This window comes from Balneolales bacterium ANBcel1 (genome assembly GCA_029688905.1).
Lineage (GTDB): Bacteria > Bacteroidota > Rhodothermia > Balneolales > Natronogracilivirgulaceae > SLLW01.
In genome coordinates this window covers 305,729-321,425 of the sequence record JARULB010000002.1, presented here as the reverse complement: position 1 = coordinate 321,425, position 15,697 = coordinate 305,729, and the positions used below count along the sequence as shown (strand labels likewise).

Here is a 15,697-nt window from a genome sequence, read left to right as displayed (position 1 = left end):
ATGTTTCAGTAGGAAAAACTGCTATTCATGTTCATGAGCCGTTCGGCCTGCAAGACAGGATCCCGGAAATAAACCAGGACCGTGTACTCCTGCCGTGTGGATGCAAACATGTCATCAAGCCGCAGATCATCAATGCGCCGGTCTTCCACAACGGCATATTTGTAGTCGTATTCACCTTCCTTGATGATCGCCCGGCCGGTGTAGGAATTGGTGGAAGCCCGGTACTCCATACGATTTTGATCGCTGATCATCCAGTTGTTGAACGGTCCGTAGATGTAGATCGGCAGATCTGTGGCCTCACGCTCCGGAATTTCCAGCTCAAATCGCACATCCACATAACGCGCGTTCCGGTCGTCTCGCGGCCGACCGTGTATCGCAGGAGCCCTGGTGGCCGGGGTCACATCCAGATTAACCACATCCCGCCGCAGAGTGACCTGCGGAGGAGTGGTTTCCGAACGGATGTCGATAACACCGGGCCGGGGATCATCGTAACGTCTCAGATTCAGGGGTCGAAATTCGTATACCCCGATAAAGGATTGAGGACGTGACAAATGGGTTGCGTACACCCCGGCTTCCGAGATATCCTGCACATCCGCTTTTCTCGCCCGACCCCAAAACCGGTTTTGCACATACCAGGTACTCAGATCCGAAAACGGAGAGATCACGGAGGAGGGGTAGCGGTAACGGGAAAACGGCTGGTGATGTAGCCGGTACCTCGCATTCATGCCGAAGACCCGCTCCAGATCAATCTGTATATCGCCTTCCTCTTCGTAGACAAAAAAGGGCATGGAAAAAACAATTTGGGAGGTTTCGTAGTCCAATACCTGGAGCAAATAGTTGCCGCTCATGGTCAACTGCATCTCGTCATTCGGGAACCGATAGGTGTAATGGACATAATCGGGCCGCTGCACATTGGCGGGCTGCCCTCGTGAAATCAAATCCTCCCGATGGCCTGATAGGAAAAAGCCGGGCGCCAGCCGGCTGTCGGACCAGTCGGAGTTCCTGTGCCTGACCCTCACCCGGAACAGCCGGGGAGAGGAGCCCAGTTCATCAAACCGCAGCGTAATGCGGTCATCTCCACCCAGCTTGAATGCAGGTATGGAGGCTTTTTGATCATTGCGATAGAGCTGTATGCTTCGGATATGCTCGGGTGGCGCGACCTGACCTTTGACCATCGGCGAGTTCTCCAGCATCTCTTCGGCCGGTGGGGCAGTATACTGGCGGGTGCTCTCAATACCACAGCCGTGAATCAGCGCAAAAGACAGAATCAAAACCGGATAGCGGATCAATCGAAAATCAAGCCGGAAATCGTCCTTCATAAACGGCAACAGCAGGGCCATGCAATGCGATTTTTGTGTAGTTGCAGATATCGTCGTTTTTCTCACAGTAGGTGTCGAAGGATACTTCAAGCGGTCCGCCGGGGCAATCCACCTGGATGTAGTGTTCCCTGTGGCCTTCCGTACATCCCGCCGGGTCGCCTGGATCTCCCAGGTGCACCTTGCGGTAATGCCATCCGATAGCGGTGGCAATGGCTCCGGTGCCGCAGGCAAGGGTCAGGTCTTCAACACCGCGCTCGTAGGTGGTCAGGCTGAGCCGGTTTTCATCAATGACATGGGCGAAATTGACATTGGTGCCGGAGGGAAACAGGTCGCTTCGGTTTCGGATACGCCGGCCGATCTGGCGAAAGGTCTCGTCGGATGCCGTTGCGTAACGGTCATCAATCGATACCACATGTTCTGTACCGGTGTTGATATTGAGCCAAAGATTGTCGTCGATGGTGAGCTCTTCCGGTTCCGGGTGAACGGGAAAGTGGATGGAGACGTACTGTTTGTGGACGACCGCGCGATAAACGGTCTCACCCACCTCAAACGTCAGTTTTCTTTCAAGGCCCTGCATGAAAGCAAACAATGCCAGGCAACGGGCACCGTTACCGCACATGCCGGCCGGCGAGCCGTCTGCATTCAGATAATGCATGGCGTAATCCTGCTTCGCGGAGGCACCGAGCATGAGGAGGCCGTCAGCCCCGATACCGGTACGCCGGTTGCACAGATGGGGGGTGATCTTTCTGATCTCCTCAAAGGGATATTCGCCGGACCTGCCGTCTACTACAACAAAATCATTTCCGGCGCCGTGCATTTTTACAAATGGGAATTCCATGTCGGGATTTGGTTCGTAACTAGAATTGTAACCACATTAGAAACGTATCTTATAAACAGCCAGTATCTTTTAATCTTCATGACCCTAATCCGCCATTCTTGTCCGGAGTAGCTTCGCGTCCGGCGATGGATCACTGCTCTGCATATGCCGGCATATGCTTCCAGGGTTCATCGGAGGGAACGGGTGCCTCGAGCCCCCTCATCCAGGCGGCAAACCGGTTGGCGATAACGGTGAAGAGCAGCCTCGCCTGCACATTTTGGGCCAGCAGGGTGCGTGCTTCCTCCAGGGTTCGGATCATTGCTTCAATCCGGGCATCCCGAAGGGTGTTGCAGAAGTTTCGAATGACCTCAATACGGTCGCTGTTGGTAATCATGGATTCATCCACACCGGCGGAGTACAGGGCAATATCCCTCAAAAAGGTTTCAATCATGCTGATGATCGCAAGCTGCCCCTCCTTGTTGTACTCGGCATGCCATTTCTGGCTCATTTCGAGAATTCCACCCACATCCACCGTGTATGAGAGCCGCAGATAGCGAATGATGTCCTCGCGATTTTGCTGCAGCGTTTCCAGGTCGTAAAATCGGGTGAAACTGTAGTTTCCGCCGGAGATCCTGGCTAGGAAACGGGCCTGGTCTTCGGGCAGACCGTCATAGGTTCGCAGCGCCTCAAAAACCTCCTCTGTGGCGAGCGGCTGGCAGGGCAGCAGCTGACACCGGGAAATGACGGTCGGGAGCAGGGAATTGACGTTGTCGGTGGTGAGGATGAACATCACATTTTTTCCCGGCTCTTCGAGCAGTTTGAGAAAGGAGTTCACCACATCGGTGCGCATTTTCTCAACATTGGATATGATGATGATATTGCGGCGGCCTTCGCCCGGTTTCAGACTGGCGGCCCGTCGCACATGCGTGTTGAAGTACTCTTTCGAGTAAAACGCCTGGCGGTTTTTCCCGGAATCCTGACCGGTCAGTGCCGGCCTCGTGGAAAAGTCCACGATTTCGTAGGGATCGGCGGCCAGAAGTTCGAGCCGTGCCCGCAACTCATCGGTAGAGACGTTGCCCGGCAGCGGCAGGAACACGTGAATATCCGGGTGGAAATACCAGGAGCGCCTTGCCGACCGCTCTCCGGAAGGAGGTGTTCCAAGGTTTTCAACGCCGTTAACCGCTTCCGCAAAAGCGAGTGCCAGGGGTTTCTTTCCGGTTCCTGGCTGGCCGGTGAGCAGATAGGCGTGGCTTAACCGGTCATCCGAGACCATGCGGAGCATTTTGGAACGAATGCTGTGCTGACCTATGAGTCGCCGCTCTCCAAGCAGGCCGGATTCTGAAGGGGATGGATGGGTCATTGAATTATCATTACATGGTGGATGAGTTCGGTTAGAGGTATTGTAACGGCCTCAGTCCTCCCAAAGATTGTCGAAAAGTACCAGCGATGCTGAAATGGTAACACCGGAAAAGCCCAGCAGGGCGGCAAGATCGTTCCAGGGGGCCATGTCGCCGGTTTGGGCGAGTGCCGTATGTGTGAGCCTTACCAGTAACAGAATCAACGGGACCAGAAGCGGGAGAGCCAGAACGGGAAATACGGATCCCTTACTGGGAGCCTGGGATACCAGAGCGCCCAGCAGGGTGGTTGCGCCGGCAAGTCCGGAAGCTCCGAGTATCAGAACAAGTGCCATCAGGCCTGGGTTGGCGACGGTGAGATTCACCATAAACACAAAAAGGGTTACCGTAACCACGGTGATGATCAGGGTAAAAAGAAAGTTGTATACGAGCTTTCCCGCATACACTGCAGAAGAAGGGGCATTCATACGGAGCAGGTCAAGTGTCCCGCGTTCGCTCTCCGAGACGAATACCCTGGCCAGGGCTGTCAGGGAAGCGAACAGGATGATGATCCAGAGCAGCCCGCTTTGAACGGAGGTCGCCAGCTGATCGGCTCGCAGAGAAAACAGAACGACAAACAGCGATGATACGATAAATGCCAGAACCGTACTCAGTCCGAAGCGCGAGCGCCATTCCTGACGGAAATCCTTCAGAAAAACAGCGAATGATTGATGCAGAAATGACATAGATTATGCGAAAGCGAACGGATTCTGGTTGGTCGGGTGTAACCGCGAAAGGCCTGTTGAGAAGGAGCTCATGATGCCTGCAAGGCGGCGCTTGCGTTAGCTGAGGCCATGAACAGGTCTGTACAATCTTCAAGGTACGGTGGAATGTGTTTTTTTTCCAGTGAGCGTCTTCAATTAAACGGACGGCATCATAAGGTAAATACAAAGAGTGCCAATATCTTTTGTGAAGAAAGTAGAACGATCAGTATATTTCAGGATATGCCCGGATCATTGTAAACAAGCACGTGCTAATAGTACAAAAATGGCAGCTGTGCAGGCCTGCTGTCGCCGCGATATTACGAAGAAGTCCGGAAACTCCGTTTTCTAACACCCAGGATGCAAGCCTCACAAGTCGTCTTGAATCAAGTATTTGAAACATGAAAATCAGCGATCTCCTTGACAATACGAATGTAATGCCGGATTTGGCCGTCTCTTCAAAAATCGAGGCCATTGACAAACTGGTTGAATCCTTGTCATCCCGGTTGGATGAGAATACCCTTTCGTCGGTGCGAAAAGCGGTAATGGAACGCGAAAATATCATGTCGACCGGAGTGGGCAAAGGGCTGGCGATTCCCCACGGAAAGTCATCGCAGATCGACACCACGTACGCCGCTTTCGCGAAGTTGAGGGATCCAATCGACTATGATGCCATCGACAGTCAGCCTGTTCACATTCTCTTTTTGCTGGTGGGACCTGAATCGCAGAACAGCATACACATAAAAATGCTCAGCCGTATTTCGCGCCTGCTTAACAGTACGGCTTTTCGTGAAAAACTGCTTGGCAGCGACGATGCCGAAACCATAATCGAGCTGTTTCGCTCGGAGGAGCAGCACTTCGTCCGCGTTTAACAGAGCAAGACATCCCGCGAAAGCCTGCTATTAAGGGCGGCAAAAGGACGATACTTAATAACCTCGGATATCTCTTAATAAAAATGAAGGATCGCCGGCTTCATGAACAGAAATATTATTGACGGTACAAAGGTCGCCGGGATAATCCGGCAACAGGTGAAGGAGGATGTTCAGGAATGGGTGAAACGCGGAAACCGTCCGCCGAAGCTGCAGGCAATCATGATCGGAGATGATCCCGCTTCACGTACATATGTGGGAGCTAAAACCAGGGCCTGCAAAGAGGTGGGAATCGAATCGGAGACGGTAAACTTTCCCGATACCATGTCGGTCCGGGAGCTGAAAGAAGCCATCGGGGATTACAACCGGGATAATGCCATCGACGGCATACTGCTGCAGCTTCCGCTTCCAGGACACCTGCACTCTTCCCGGATTATTGAAACCATCGACTACCGCAAGGATGTGGACGGTTTTCACCCCATGAATGTCGGCCGCCTGGCTGTGGGTCAGCCCACATTCCGGTCATGCACACCCGCAGGCATACTTGAGCTGTTCCGTTACTACAGTGTCATGACCAAGGGCAGGCACGCTGTCGTGGTAGGGGCCAGCAATATCGTCGGATCGCCCATGGCCATCATGCTCTCCCGCGAAAACAACAGCGGCAAGGCTACTACCACGCTCTGCCATAAATATACGCGCGATCTTACGCAACACATCATTCAGGCGGATATCCTCATCGTCGCTGTGGGTTCCCCCGGACTTATTACCGGGCAGATGGTCAAGGAAGGAGTGGTGGTTATTGATGTGGGCATCAACCGGGTTTCCGATGCCGGTTCGGAGAAGGGGTACCGGCTGGTTGGAGATTGTGATTTTGAGAGTGTCGCTCAAAAAGCGAGCCTGATCACACCGGTTCCGGGTGGTGTCGGGCCGATGACCGTCGCCATGCTGATGAAAAACACCCTGCTGGCTGCGAAAAAATCCATCTACCCGCAGCACGACTATTGATAGCAGCTGCCGGTTTTGGCATCGATCATTTCTCGGAAATCGCCCCGGCCTGATTTCCGTCGGCCGGCATAATGGTTAGTTTGGCCGATAGCACCTTTTTGATCTCGTCGATATTCTTGCATGCGGCCAGCCGGTTCTTGATGTCCGGGCTGCCGATAAGGCGCCCGAGCCGGTTCATGATCAGCAGGTTCCGCTGCAGGCTCATATGTGTGGGGCTCAGCAGGATGAACATCACCTTGACCGGCTCTCCGAATTTTTTCACGCGAAAGCCGGAGCTATTTATGGCCAGAAGGAGCTGAGGCTGATTGACATAGTGGCTACTGAGATGGTTGAGCATCACACCGGGGAGGTCGCCGGGCAGGTTGTCCGGGTCCACCGATTTAAGCTGCTGCATAACTTCGGTAGCCACATCCGCCCGATCCGGGAACAGAGCGGTGACAAGCCCTTCAATAGCGGACTCGTGGCCGGACTCCTTCTCATCAGCAATGTAGATTTGATTGGCCGAGATATCGGGTAGAAGCGGAGATTCATCAAACCGCAGGACAGCGGTCGGCTTCTGGTGATCCTCCACTTCGGCGGGGTAGACAATAATCAGGTTATCCGGGTTTATGCTGCGAATAATTTGCCTGGGGAACCGCTCAAACGAAGGCTGCCAGGCAATAGATCCCCGGCGCGAGCTGAACAGGACCAGCAGGTCTTCGGCTTTGAACTTCTCTTTAAAGATGATGGGGATGGAGCTCCAGTTCCGGACAGTGATATACTCGGCGGTCAGCGTGGGCTCCTGCTTCTCGATAAAAGGCTTGAGCAGGCTCAGGTTGCTGTCGGTTGCCAGAACCACCAGTCTGGCTCCCAGTTGGTTGATAAGCTTCTTTATGGTCATGAAGCTGTTGCCGAACCCGGATTCATACTGGGCCATGGGCGGTACGGCCAGCAACACCCGCTGGGTGATGTTGATCGGCTGATCTATCTTGGAGACAAGGATGGTCTCGTCGGATTCTTCCAGGAGCTGGTCCAGCACAGACCCGAAAATCCGCTGCCGGGCTGTAATAACTCCGTTCCACCCGATGACAATATCGGATATACGGAGTTCTTTGGTGGCACGAATGATTCCGGAAGCAATGTTGAGGTCAACTCGCGTAACCGGGATTACAGGGATATCCGCCGCTGCCGCATGCACAACCGCATGGCTGAGCAGTTTTTCACTGGAAGCTACCGAGGCTTCGACATGACGCGACTCCCTGGCCACAGTGAGCGGGAAAAGAGGCTCGGTGCTTTTTGATCCGCGGATCATCATGGCGATATCCATCAGGGACTCGGAAGTCTCGGGGTTGGAGAGCGGGATCAGAATCCGTTCCGGCGCATCGGAAGCCTGGAGCGAGGCTTTCTCATCCTGAAGAACCACACGGCGGCCGAACAGGTCAACCGCATACGGACCGACGAAACAGGTGGAAAGAATCAGTAGCACCACCGCGTTGACGGCCAGTTCATCGAACAGGCCAATATCAAAACCGATCAGGGTTACCGCAAGGGTTGCGGCGGCCTGCGGACTGGTCAGGCCGAACATCACCCAGCCTTCATCACCTGAAAAACCGTAATACCACTGCGCCAGTTTGGCGGCGAACAGCTTTCCAACCGCTACCAGGCCGAAGAAAAGCAGTGCCACAAGCCAGACATCCAGGGAGACCAAAAACCGGAAATCCACTAGCATCCCAACGGATATGAGAAAAAACGGGATAAAGAGCACATTGCCGACAAACTGCAGGCGGCTCATCAGGGTGCTGTTTTCCGGGACCAGCCGGTTCATGGTCAGACCCGCGATAAATGCCCCGATGATGGCGGCCAATCCAACCAGCTGAGCGACATAGGCGGAGACAAACAGAATGGTAAGCAGAAAAACGTATTCGATGTTGGTCTGGTCGCGGATGGTGCGGAAAAACCAGCGCCCCAACCGGGGAAGTCCAAGGGAGGCAATAAGGAGGTACAGCCCGACAAACCCGACAAACGTCAGCCAGAACTCCAAATTGATCTCACCGTGCACCGTAGCCGCAACGATGGCCAGAATGGTCAGCGACAGGGCGTCGGTCACTATCGTTGCGCCGAGACTGAGTGTTACGGCGGTATTCTTCCCGATGCCAAGCCGGTTTGCAATCGGATACGCCAGCAGGGTATGAGACCCCACAACGGATCCGAGCAGCAGTGTGCTTTCCCAGGAGTAGCCAAGCAGCGGAGGGGCGAGCAGCAGGCTTCCGGCCATAGGCAATCCAAAAGAGATGACTCCGAAAGAGAGGCTGCTGACACGGTATTTGCTGAATTTATCCAGATCGATGGAGATACCGGCAAGAAACATGAGGTAGAGCAGCCCCACCGTCCCCAGCAATATGATGGTGTTGTCACGTTCCAGCAGGCCGAGCGCTCCCTGACCGACCAGAGCCCCGGCAATGATCAGGCCGACAATGGAAGGGACCCTGAGCTTGGCAGCGACCAGCGGCACGATGAGTATAATGGCCATTACCAGTGCGAATATCAAAACCGGGTCACTGAATGGCAAAGTAAGTGTATCCAGAAAGTTCATATCGGAAAAGAGTGTGCTGTGACGCAGTAAAGATAGGATTTACCGGAGATTCTACCACCCTGTGAAAAAAAAATAAAAAGTAATTTTAGGGGTGACAGTATCTTGTCACTCCCCGGGATTATCTTGTAATTGAAAGAGGAAACAAGAATCAATCACTAACACCAGAGTGAATCATGAATACAGCAATTACATTAGACCAGATGAAAACCATACCGGGAATGGAACATGCGAACAGTGTTCCGGTTCGGCAGGCAATGCCCGAAGATGAGAAGGGGCTGGAGCTGAATGGCCCGGGTAATACGAAGCGTCTCAAACTCATTTTCGGGCTTCAGACAGAACAGGCTGATGTGTTTGAGCTTTTTGGATGGCAGGGACTCCCTGACGGGCTGAAAGAGTTGATTCGTGCGGATTTGAATGCCTACCGGGACGAGCTTCTCGGCTTGTATTCTACGTGTGAACCCGGAGTGCTGAATCGCAGGAAACGAGTCTCGTACTGGATCAGGGCATATCGCGAAGGGTTGTGCTCTGAGGAGACTGCTGTCGAGTCTCTCTCTTGTTCCCTTGCTTAAAATGAGTGCGGCTTCCGGTGTGTCAAAAGACCGGAAAGTTTTTTGAATAACCGTACCGCAGGCTCGTCATTGGATGGCCGTCACCGGATGGCTAGGGCAGTCCCTGTGTTTGAAAAGCTGGAAAGAATGCTGTACCCGGGTTCAGGCATTCCGAAAAGGCTGATTGCATCGGGACGTCACAACCGGTTGATCAGCACCAGGAACCGGAGCAGCCATGTCTCAGGCAGCGAATCTCGCCTGTGGGGAGAGCTGACGGCGAACTTGAGGCGATCTCCAAAACCTGCGTTCCGCAGACGAGTGAAGGATTGCAGAATGCGGGATGATGGCGGGTCCAGTGGATAGCTATCGTGTCGGACAAAGTACCGGTAAAACGCGTCCGCCTGCTCCAGAATATGGTGAAGGCGGTATCCCCGCCTGCCCAATGCGGCAGATCTGTTCCATAACTCACCTATTTGTGAGGTTGAGACCGGCGTTGTACTGGATTCGTGACGCCGGAATAACAGTGTCGGCGTTTCATCATAGCAAATGACTCCATGGCAGGAAGCCAGCAGATAGCACCACCAGTCATGCATGATTACAGGGCCGGCCGTTGAAACGGAGTTCGCTGCTTCGTCGTGCCGGCAAACCGCTTTGGAGCTCTCAAGCAGCAGGTGTCGCAGTCGGGAATCGATCACCATTGTGCATCCGACAACCTGATTCTGGACAATAGCATTTTCCAGCCCCATATGACGGGGAATTGGACTCATACCGCGTTTTTTACCATCCTGGCCGACAAGAAACTGTCGGCTGTGATACAGCCATGGTTTCGGGGTTGCGCTGGCCCGCGACTCATCCAGATACGCTATATAGTGGTCAACCGCCCGTTCAAGCTTGTCCGGAAGCCAGATATCGTCCTGATCACAAAATGCATATGCGTCGTACCGGTCACCTGCAGATGCCGCCAGGTCCAGAAAGCTCCCGACGACCCCAAGGTTATTTCCGGAATCAATCATTACTCTGTTGGGACTTCCACCGTCCCGGAGACGTTTCCGGAAGGAGTCGGCCAGGGCGAGGGAGCTGTCGCCGGATCCATCATCCCTGATCCACAGATCCCAGAACCTATAGCTTTGCTGTTCAATGCTATAAAGCAGCTCTTCAAGGAATTTTTCTCCGTTGTGTACCGATAACAGAATAGCAACTCTGGGGGTTGGTCGGAGGGAGTCGGAGGAAGAGGAAGTCATCGGTCAAATCCGTTTTCTGTATAGCGCATCGCCTGGGTCAGCGTTATGGATTTGTCGGAACCGGATGCCGGGGGTTCGGTATCTGCGGGTGGCATTTCTTCGGGAGTCAGCGTCCGGATCAATCGATGCATGTCGGAAATGTAGCGGCTCATCGAAAAGTGGGTTTTAACAAATTCGAATGCGTTATCGGTCAGTGTGTTACGAAGTTCGGGATCCCGGTACAGTTCCCTGATTGCGTTTGCCAGCTCAGCCTCATTGCCCGATGAGTAGAGCAGTCCGGTTTCCCGGTTCTTAACAATCTCCGGGAGTCCGCCGGAACCAGTTGAGACAACAGGACAGCCGTGGCCCATCGCTTCAACAGCCACACGCCCGAACGATTCCAGCCTGGAAGTTACAAGAAGCAGGTCCGCGTTTGAGAAAACGGGCTTCAGGTCGCTGCGATACCCCTTCAGGGCCACATAAGACTCCCCCCCAAGACTCTGTATGACGCTATTCAGCGTTCGATTATCTTTTTTGTTTCCGTCTCCATAAATATCCAGTGATACAGGGATTCCCTCATCGGCGAGCAGCCGAACCGCCCGAATACCCTCGGCGTAATTCTTGAGCGGAGAAATACTTCCGGCCATGACAATCCTGAATGTATTTTCCTTCCCGGATTTTCGGGAAATGGGCCGTGAATTCGGGAAACTGAAGCCATTATGGACAACTTCAGCGGGAGGAGGGCGGATCCCCTGATCTGCAAAAAGCATCTCGAGGTATTTCCTGAGATAGCGGGAGTTGCATACCAGCAGATCGGTGGATCGGGCTACAGCAGACAGGGCCTTTTTTGTGCCGGAATCAAAAAAACCGAAATCCGGATGTCCGGCCAGTTCCCTGGCGTGCCAGATATGAGGTGGATGATTGCCGAGCCGCGTTTTCAGAAAAGCACCGGCATCAATGGCAAGAGTATTGGTATAGATAATGTCGGGCCGAAAATCTGTGGCCTCCTCGAGAAGCCTGGAGCGGTACCATCTTCTTTTGAAGCCTCTTGCATACCGCATGATGCTTCGCATTCTGTTACCGGTCCATCGTACCATGGGAACAACCCGGTATGGGACCCGGGCTCCCTGCAGGGCTTTGGTCAGCGGCCCTTCCCGGGGTACAAAAACCATGATGCCATAATCCTTTTTTCTTTGCAGATCCGAAACCAGCGAAAGCAGGGAACGCTCCGCACCATAAAGGTCGCCGCTGTGTGAGAGAAACAGGATACGGGGTTTCCCGGAAGCCGGTTTTGCAGGCCGCTTCATCAGCAACCTGAAGTACTTTCGTGAAAGGCTTTCGCCCTGTTTCTTCGCGTCGTAGTGGCTTTCCAGATGCTCCCGGGCCGTTACGGTCAGATCCAGCCAGCTTTCGGGGTGGGAGAGGAGTAGGTCGAGATGCGCCTCAAGTTCATCCACATCCCTCTCATCGGCCAGAAGACCGCACTCGTTTTCCGGAAGCACTTCGGGGATGTCGCAATGGCGTGAGCTGACCACCGGCATGCCGGACGCAGCCATTTCAATGAGCGAAACCGGAGCGCCACCCTCACTGTCACCATCTTCTGCCGTTACGCTTGGCGCAAGGTATATGTGATGGTCTGCGGCAAGTCTATTGAGCTGATGCTGTGACAGAAAACCGGTATAGGCAACCTTGCCGGCCAGCCCGGAGGCGGCAACAAACGATTCAATGCGCTGCTTCTCCAGCTCAGAGATGTTGTCTCCCGTGGAATCCCCGACCAGAGTGACTTCAATATCGTGCCGGGCAGAGATGCGCTCCAGAGCCCTCAGTCCGTAGAGAAAGCCTTTTTTGGGTCGAAAAGCGGCGGCCATCAGAATTCGGCAGGGCTGGTTCTCCCGTTTTTTTCGGGGCCTGAAGGGAATGGCTTCCAGATCGACGCCCAGATGATGCACCCGGATGATTTCGGCCGGACATCCAAGTTCACGCACTTTCATCGCCATATGCGTTCCTTCGCACAGCACCATATCCACATTTCGAAACATCTTGCGGTATCGTTTTCTCCAGACGGGTTTCGTTTTGGGGATGTGAACGACATCCTGGCCGTAGAAGGTAACGACATGTCTTATGTTCCGGCGAATTTGCCCCGGCAGCAGGCGCAGCATCCGGTCGTTTTTCCAGCCAACGGTTCCGAAATGGGAATGAAGTATCTGCGGCCGGATAGCGTTTATTTTTAAAGCAGTGTACAAATGATAATCAACATGGCGCAAGGCCCGTGTTGATATGTCGCTGAGGCGGGAATAACCGCCCATCAAAGCGTGAATATTGGGCAGGTGAAACTGGTCAAGGTTGCCGGTTGACTTGCAGACGATGTGTGAAGTTACGTTCTCCGGAAGTGACCGGACCTGGTTGTAAAGCCAGGTTTGGGTTTGTGGAAGCCAAACTGGAAAGCTGTGAACAACGGTTATGTGTTCCGGGACTCCTTTCATCCAGGTTGTTTTAATAATATCATTGCGGCTTCAGCCGGAGAGTATGGATACTTTCTTTTATCAGGCCGGATTGAAAAAACCATACAGCAGGAATGTACAGCAACAGAAACAGTGTGGCAATGGCAATCACCATAAAAACGTCGCTCCACCAGGCATGGGCATGCCAGGCGCTTGCATCACTCCAGAAACCGAGGAGCCTCTCCCATAATCCGGCCGGTCGAAAGGTGCCGTCCGGTTGGTACAAGGCGCCTTTACTCCAGGCACCGCCCGCGATATTCCGGCCCACCCAGACCATGAGCCAGGGTATCAGCAACGCCATAAGGGCCGGATTAAGATGCGACAGGAAGCGGCGCCAGGTGAGGGCGGCCGGGCGATGAACCATCAGCCACTGGCCGGCTCCAAAATAAAGCACATTCAGAACGGCATAGAACTGGACAAGGGCAAAGATGGAAATCTGGGCACCTGCCAGGAATACCAGGGTGTTTAGCACCGCAACCGAGAGATTCCAGTAGAACATGAGATCGGCCCGCCCCTTGCTCAGCACGATATTTCCGCCCGGGCTTCCGAGCATCCGCAGAAAAGCGATCAGCGCCATAAAGGGGATCAGCTGGATGGCCAGTTCCCACCCGGAACCAAAAAGCAGTGGGACAAGCCAGGGCGCGGACAGGGCCGCGATAAGGAAAAAGGGGGTAATTAGGGTGGTGACACCGCTCATCAGCTTCAGGTAGCCGTTTCTAAGAATCGCATTATCATCCTGCCTGCTGGCAAAAACGGGAAATGCGACCCGGTTAAGCAGGGGGATCAGGCGCATGACCGGAAACAGAATAAGCTGCCAGGCCAGATGATAAGCCCCCAGGATTTCCGGTCCGAAAAACCGCCCGATAATCAACTGATCGATCCGCGTGGCGTAGACATTCAGTCCGCGTTCTCCCATCTGAAAAAAGCCGAAACGAAGGTGGGAGGCAACTTCGCCGGGCCGGAAATAGAATGCCGGCACCCATGTACGCATCCCGTCTGCCAAATAGAAGAGGGTCATGGTTCCCGAGGCGACGATCTGGGCCCAGATCAGTGAATAGACTCCCCAACCCTGAAGCGCCAGCACGGTTGCCGTGACCAGACCCAGCATGGCTCCGATGCTTTCAGAAATAGCTATTTTGTTGAAAGATAGCGACTTGCGAAGCATTACCTCATAAAGTGCGCCAATAGAGTAAATCGGCAGCACCAGACCGGCCAGCCACAATATTGGCTGCACCTCCGGCTGATTGTAAAAAGCAGCAATGCCGGGCGCGGCGAGCAGGACAATCAGATAAAGTGTAGCCCCTGCGAGGATATTGATCCAGAACAGGGTTGAGAGCTGGCGGTTATGGTTTTGACGGAAGTGGATAACGGCATTGCTGGTACCACCATCCGCAAAAATCCGGAAGAGTCCGATTATAGCCAGCACGATGGCCAGCAGGCCAAAATCGGCGGGAACCAGCAGTCTGGCCAGAATGATGTATTTGAGCAGTTCCAGCGAATTAACGACCATTCCCGACAGGCCGCTCCACCCCATTCCGATATATGCTTTTTTCTGCAAGCTCATGCGGGACTATGAGAGGTAGTACTTTGAGATAACATCAAAAACCCGGTCAGCCACGTTGCTGCATGAGCCGGCCAGGTCGGGATACAGCGGCAGCCGGATAAGGGTGCCGGCAAGTAGGTCGGTTTGGGGCAGCGGACACGGCTCAGTGAGATATTTACGCGCGTAGGGGGAGTTATGAAGCGGCACATAGTGGAACGTGGCACCGATTCCGGCGTCACGCAAGGCCCGCAAAAGGGGGTCGCGGTCGGCCGGCCGGGACGTGTGAAAATGAAAAATATGGTAGTTGGATTCGGCGTAGGGGGGGATCACCGGCAGCGTGATCCAGCCACGGTTTTCGGCTTCGGCAAGCCGTTTGTAATAGGTGTCCCAGACCTGCTTCCGCATTTTCAGTATGCGGTCCTTCTTGTGCAGCTGAGCTTCCAGAATACCGGCCAGCAGGTCGGATGGGATATAGCTGCTGCCCCGGCTGACCCAGGTGTACTTATCCACTTCGCCCCGGAGAAAAGCCGACCGGTTGGTGCCTTTTTCCCTGATGAGCTCCGCCTGTTCCGCCATGTGATCGTCCTGTGTCAGGAAGGCGCCACCTTCACCGCATGTGAAATTTTTGGTGTCATGAAAACTGAAACAGCCGATATCGCCGATGGTTCCCAGGGCCCGGCCGTTCCACCAGGCGCCGACCGCCTGGGCGGCATCCTCCACAATGGCGATTTTACGTTCGCCTGCACCATTGCTGATGGCAGCGAAGATGCCCTCAAAATCGGCTGAAATACCTGCATAGTGGATGGGGATGATCGCTTTTGTTGCCGGGGTGATTTTTCGGGCAACATCCTCGGGGTCCAGGGTAAGGTCCGATGCACGGACCTCCGCAAATACCGGAATCCCTCCCTGCATGCGAATGGCATTTGCGGTGGATACAAACGTGAAACCCGGCAGGATAACCTCGTCTCCGCGCCCGATGTTCAGTGCCATCATCGCCATTTCCAGGGCGTGGGTACAGGAGGTGGTAAGAAAGACATGCCTGGAGTTCAGCCACCTGGAAAGATGCTCCTCCACCCGCCTGCTGACGGGCCCGTCTCCGTGCCAGATATCTCCTTCAATCACTTTTTGGGCACTGCTGAGCTCTTCGTTGTCCTTGAAAATCTTGTTAAAGGGGATGAAGTCGGGCATTCTGTTATAGCGCTTGAAAA

At 54.0% G+C, this 15,697-nt stretch carries 12 protein-coding genes; 3 read left to right on the top strand and 9 right to left on the bottom strand.

Annotated features, from left to right (window positions below):
* Window positions 1-5 precede the first annotated feature (5 nt).
* The 4 genes from QA596_03590 to QA596_03575 all read right to left on the bottom strand — a co-directional run bounded on the left by QA596_03590 (window position 6) and on the right by QA596_03575 (window position 4,216).
* A complete protein-coding gene (locus QA596_03590) occupies window positions 6-1,340 on the bottom strand; it encodes a DUF5103 domain-containing protein (GenBank protein MDG5766538.1) in 1,335 nt (444 codons plus the stop codon).
* Window positions 1,297-2,157, bottom strand: a complete 861-nt coding sequence (gene dapF, locus QA596_03585; protein ID MDG5766537.1) for a diaminopimelate epimerase — start codon at window positions 2,155-2,157, stop codon at window positions 1,297-1,299. Before dapF ends, QA596_03590 begins: the two co-directional genes overlap by 44 nt.
* Window positions 2,158-2,287: 130 nt before the next feature.
* Window positions 2,288-3,496: a DNA polymerase III subunit delta' C-terminal domain-containing protein gene (locus tag QA596_03580; protein ID MDG5766536.1), complete on the bottom strand. Its 1,209-nt coding sequence runs from the start codon at window positions 3,494-3,496 to the stop codon at window positions 2,288-2,290.
* A gap of 51 nt (window positions 3,497-3,547) precedes the next feature.
* Window positions 3,548-4,216: a heme exporter protein CcmB gene (locus QA596_03575; GenBank protein ID MDG5766535.1), complete on the bottom strand. Its 669-nt coding sequence runs from the start codon at window positions 4,214-4,216 to the stop codon at window positions 3,548-3,550.
* A gap of 416 nt (window positions 4,217-4,632) precedes the next feature.
* On the opposite strand from QA596_03575, the gene QA596_03570 reads away from it, so the two are divergent.
* Both QA596_03570 and folD read left to right on the top strand, forming a co-directional pair.
* Window positions 4,633-5,103 (top strand): PTS sugar transporter subunit IIA, encoded by a 471-nt coding sequence (locus QA596_03570; GenBank protein ID MDG5766534.1) that lies wholly within the window; start codon window positions 4,633-4,635, stop codon window positions 5,101-5,103.
* Window positions 5,104-5,205: 102 nt separating this feature from the next.
* A complete protein-coding gene (folD, locus tag QA596_03565; protein MDG5766533.1) occupies window positions 5,206-6,105 on the top strand; it encodes a bifunctional methylenetetrahydrofolate dehydrogenase/methenyltetrahydrofolate cyclohydrolase FolD in 900 nt (299 codons plus the stop codon).
* Between the two features lie 25 nt (window positions 6,106-6,130).
* On the opposite strand, the gene QA596_03560 is transcribed toward folD, so the two are convergent.
* Window positions 6,131-8,677, bottom strand: coding sequence for a cation:proton antiporter (locus QA596_03560; protein MDG5766532.1), 2,547 nt, complete (start codon window positions 8,675-8,677; stop codon window positions 6,131-6,133).
* A 173-nt stretch (window positions 8,678-8,850) separates the two neighbouring features.
* Between QA596_03560 and QA596_03555 the strand changes: the two genes are divergently transcribed.
* The gene (locus QA596_03555) at window positions 8,851-9,246 is read left to right on the top strand and encodes a hypothetical protein (protein ID MDG5766531.1); all 396 of its coding nucleotides are present in this window, start codon (window positions 8,851-8,853) and stop codon (window positions 9,244-9,246) included.
* Between the two features lie 176 nt (window positions 9,247-9,422).
* On the opposite strand, the gene QA596_03550 is transcribed toward QA596_03555, so the two are convergent.
* From QA596_03550 to rffA, 4 genes are read right to left on the bottom strand one after another with little or no spacing between them, the layout of a single operon-like run.
* Window positions 9,423-10,466: a glycosyltransferase gene (locus QA596_03550; protein ID MDG5766530.1), complete on the bottom strand. Its 1,044-nt coding sequence runs from the start codon at window positions 10,464-10,466 to the stop codon at window positions 9,423-9,425.
* Window positions 10,463-12,928, bottom strand: coding sequence for a glycosyltransferase (locus QA596_03545; GenBank protein MDG5766529.1), 2,466 nt, complete (start codon window positions 12,926-12,928; stop codon window positions 10,463-10,465). The genes QA596_03550 and QA596_03545 overlap by 4 nt, the downstream gene beginning before the upstream one ends.
* Before the next feature lie 19 nt (window positions 12,929-12,947).
* On the bottom strand, window positions 12,948-14,510 hold the full coding sequence (locus QA596_03540) for an MOP flippase family protein (GenBank protein ID MDG5766528.1): 1,563 nt from the start codon (window positions 14,508-14,510) through the stop codon (window positions 12,948-12,950).
* 6 nt (window positions 14,511-14,516) lie between these two features.
* Entirely contained in the window at window positions 14,517-15,677 is a 1,161-nt protein-coding gene (rffA, locus tag QA596_03535; GenBank protein MDG5766527.1) for a dTDP-4-amino-4,6-dideoxygalactose transaminase, read from the bottom strand.
* Between the last annotated feature and the right edge of the window lie 20 nt (window positions 15,678-15,697).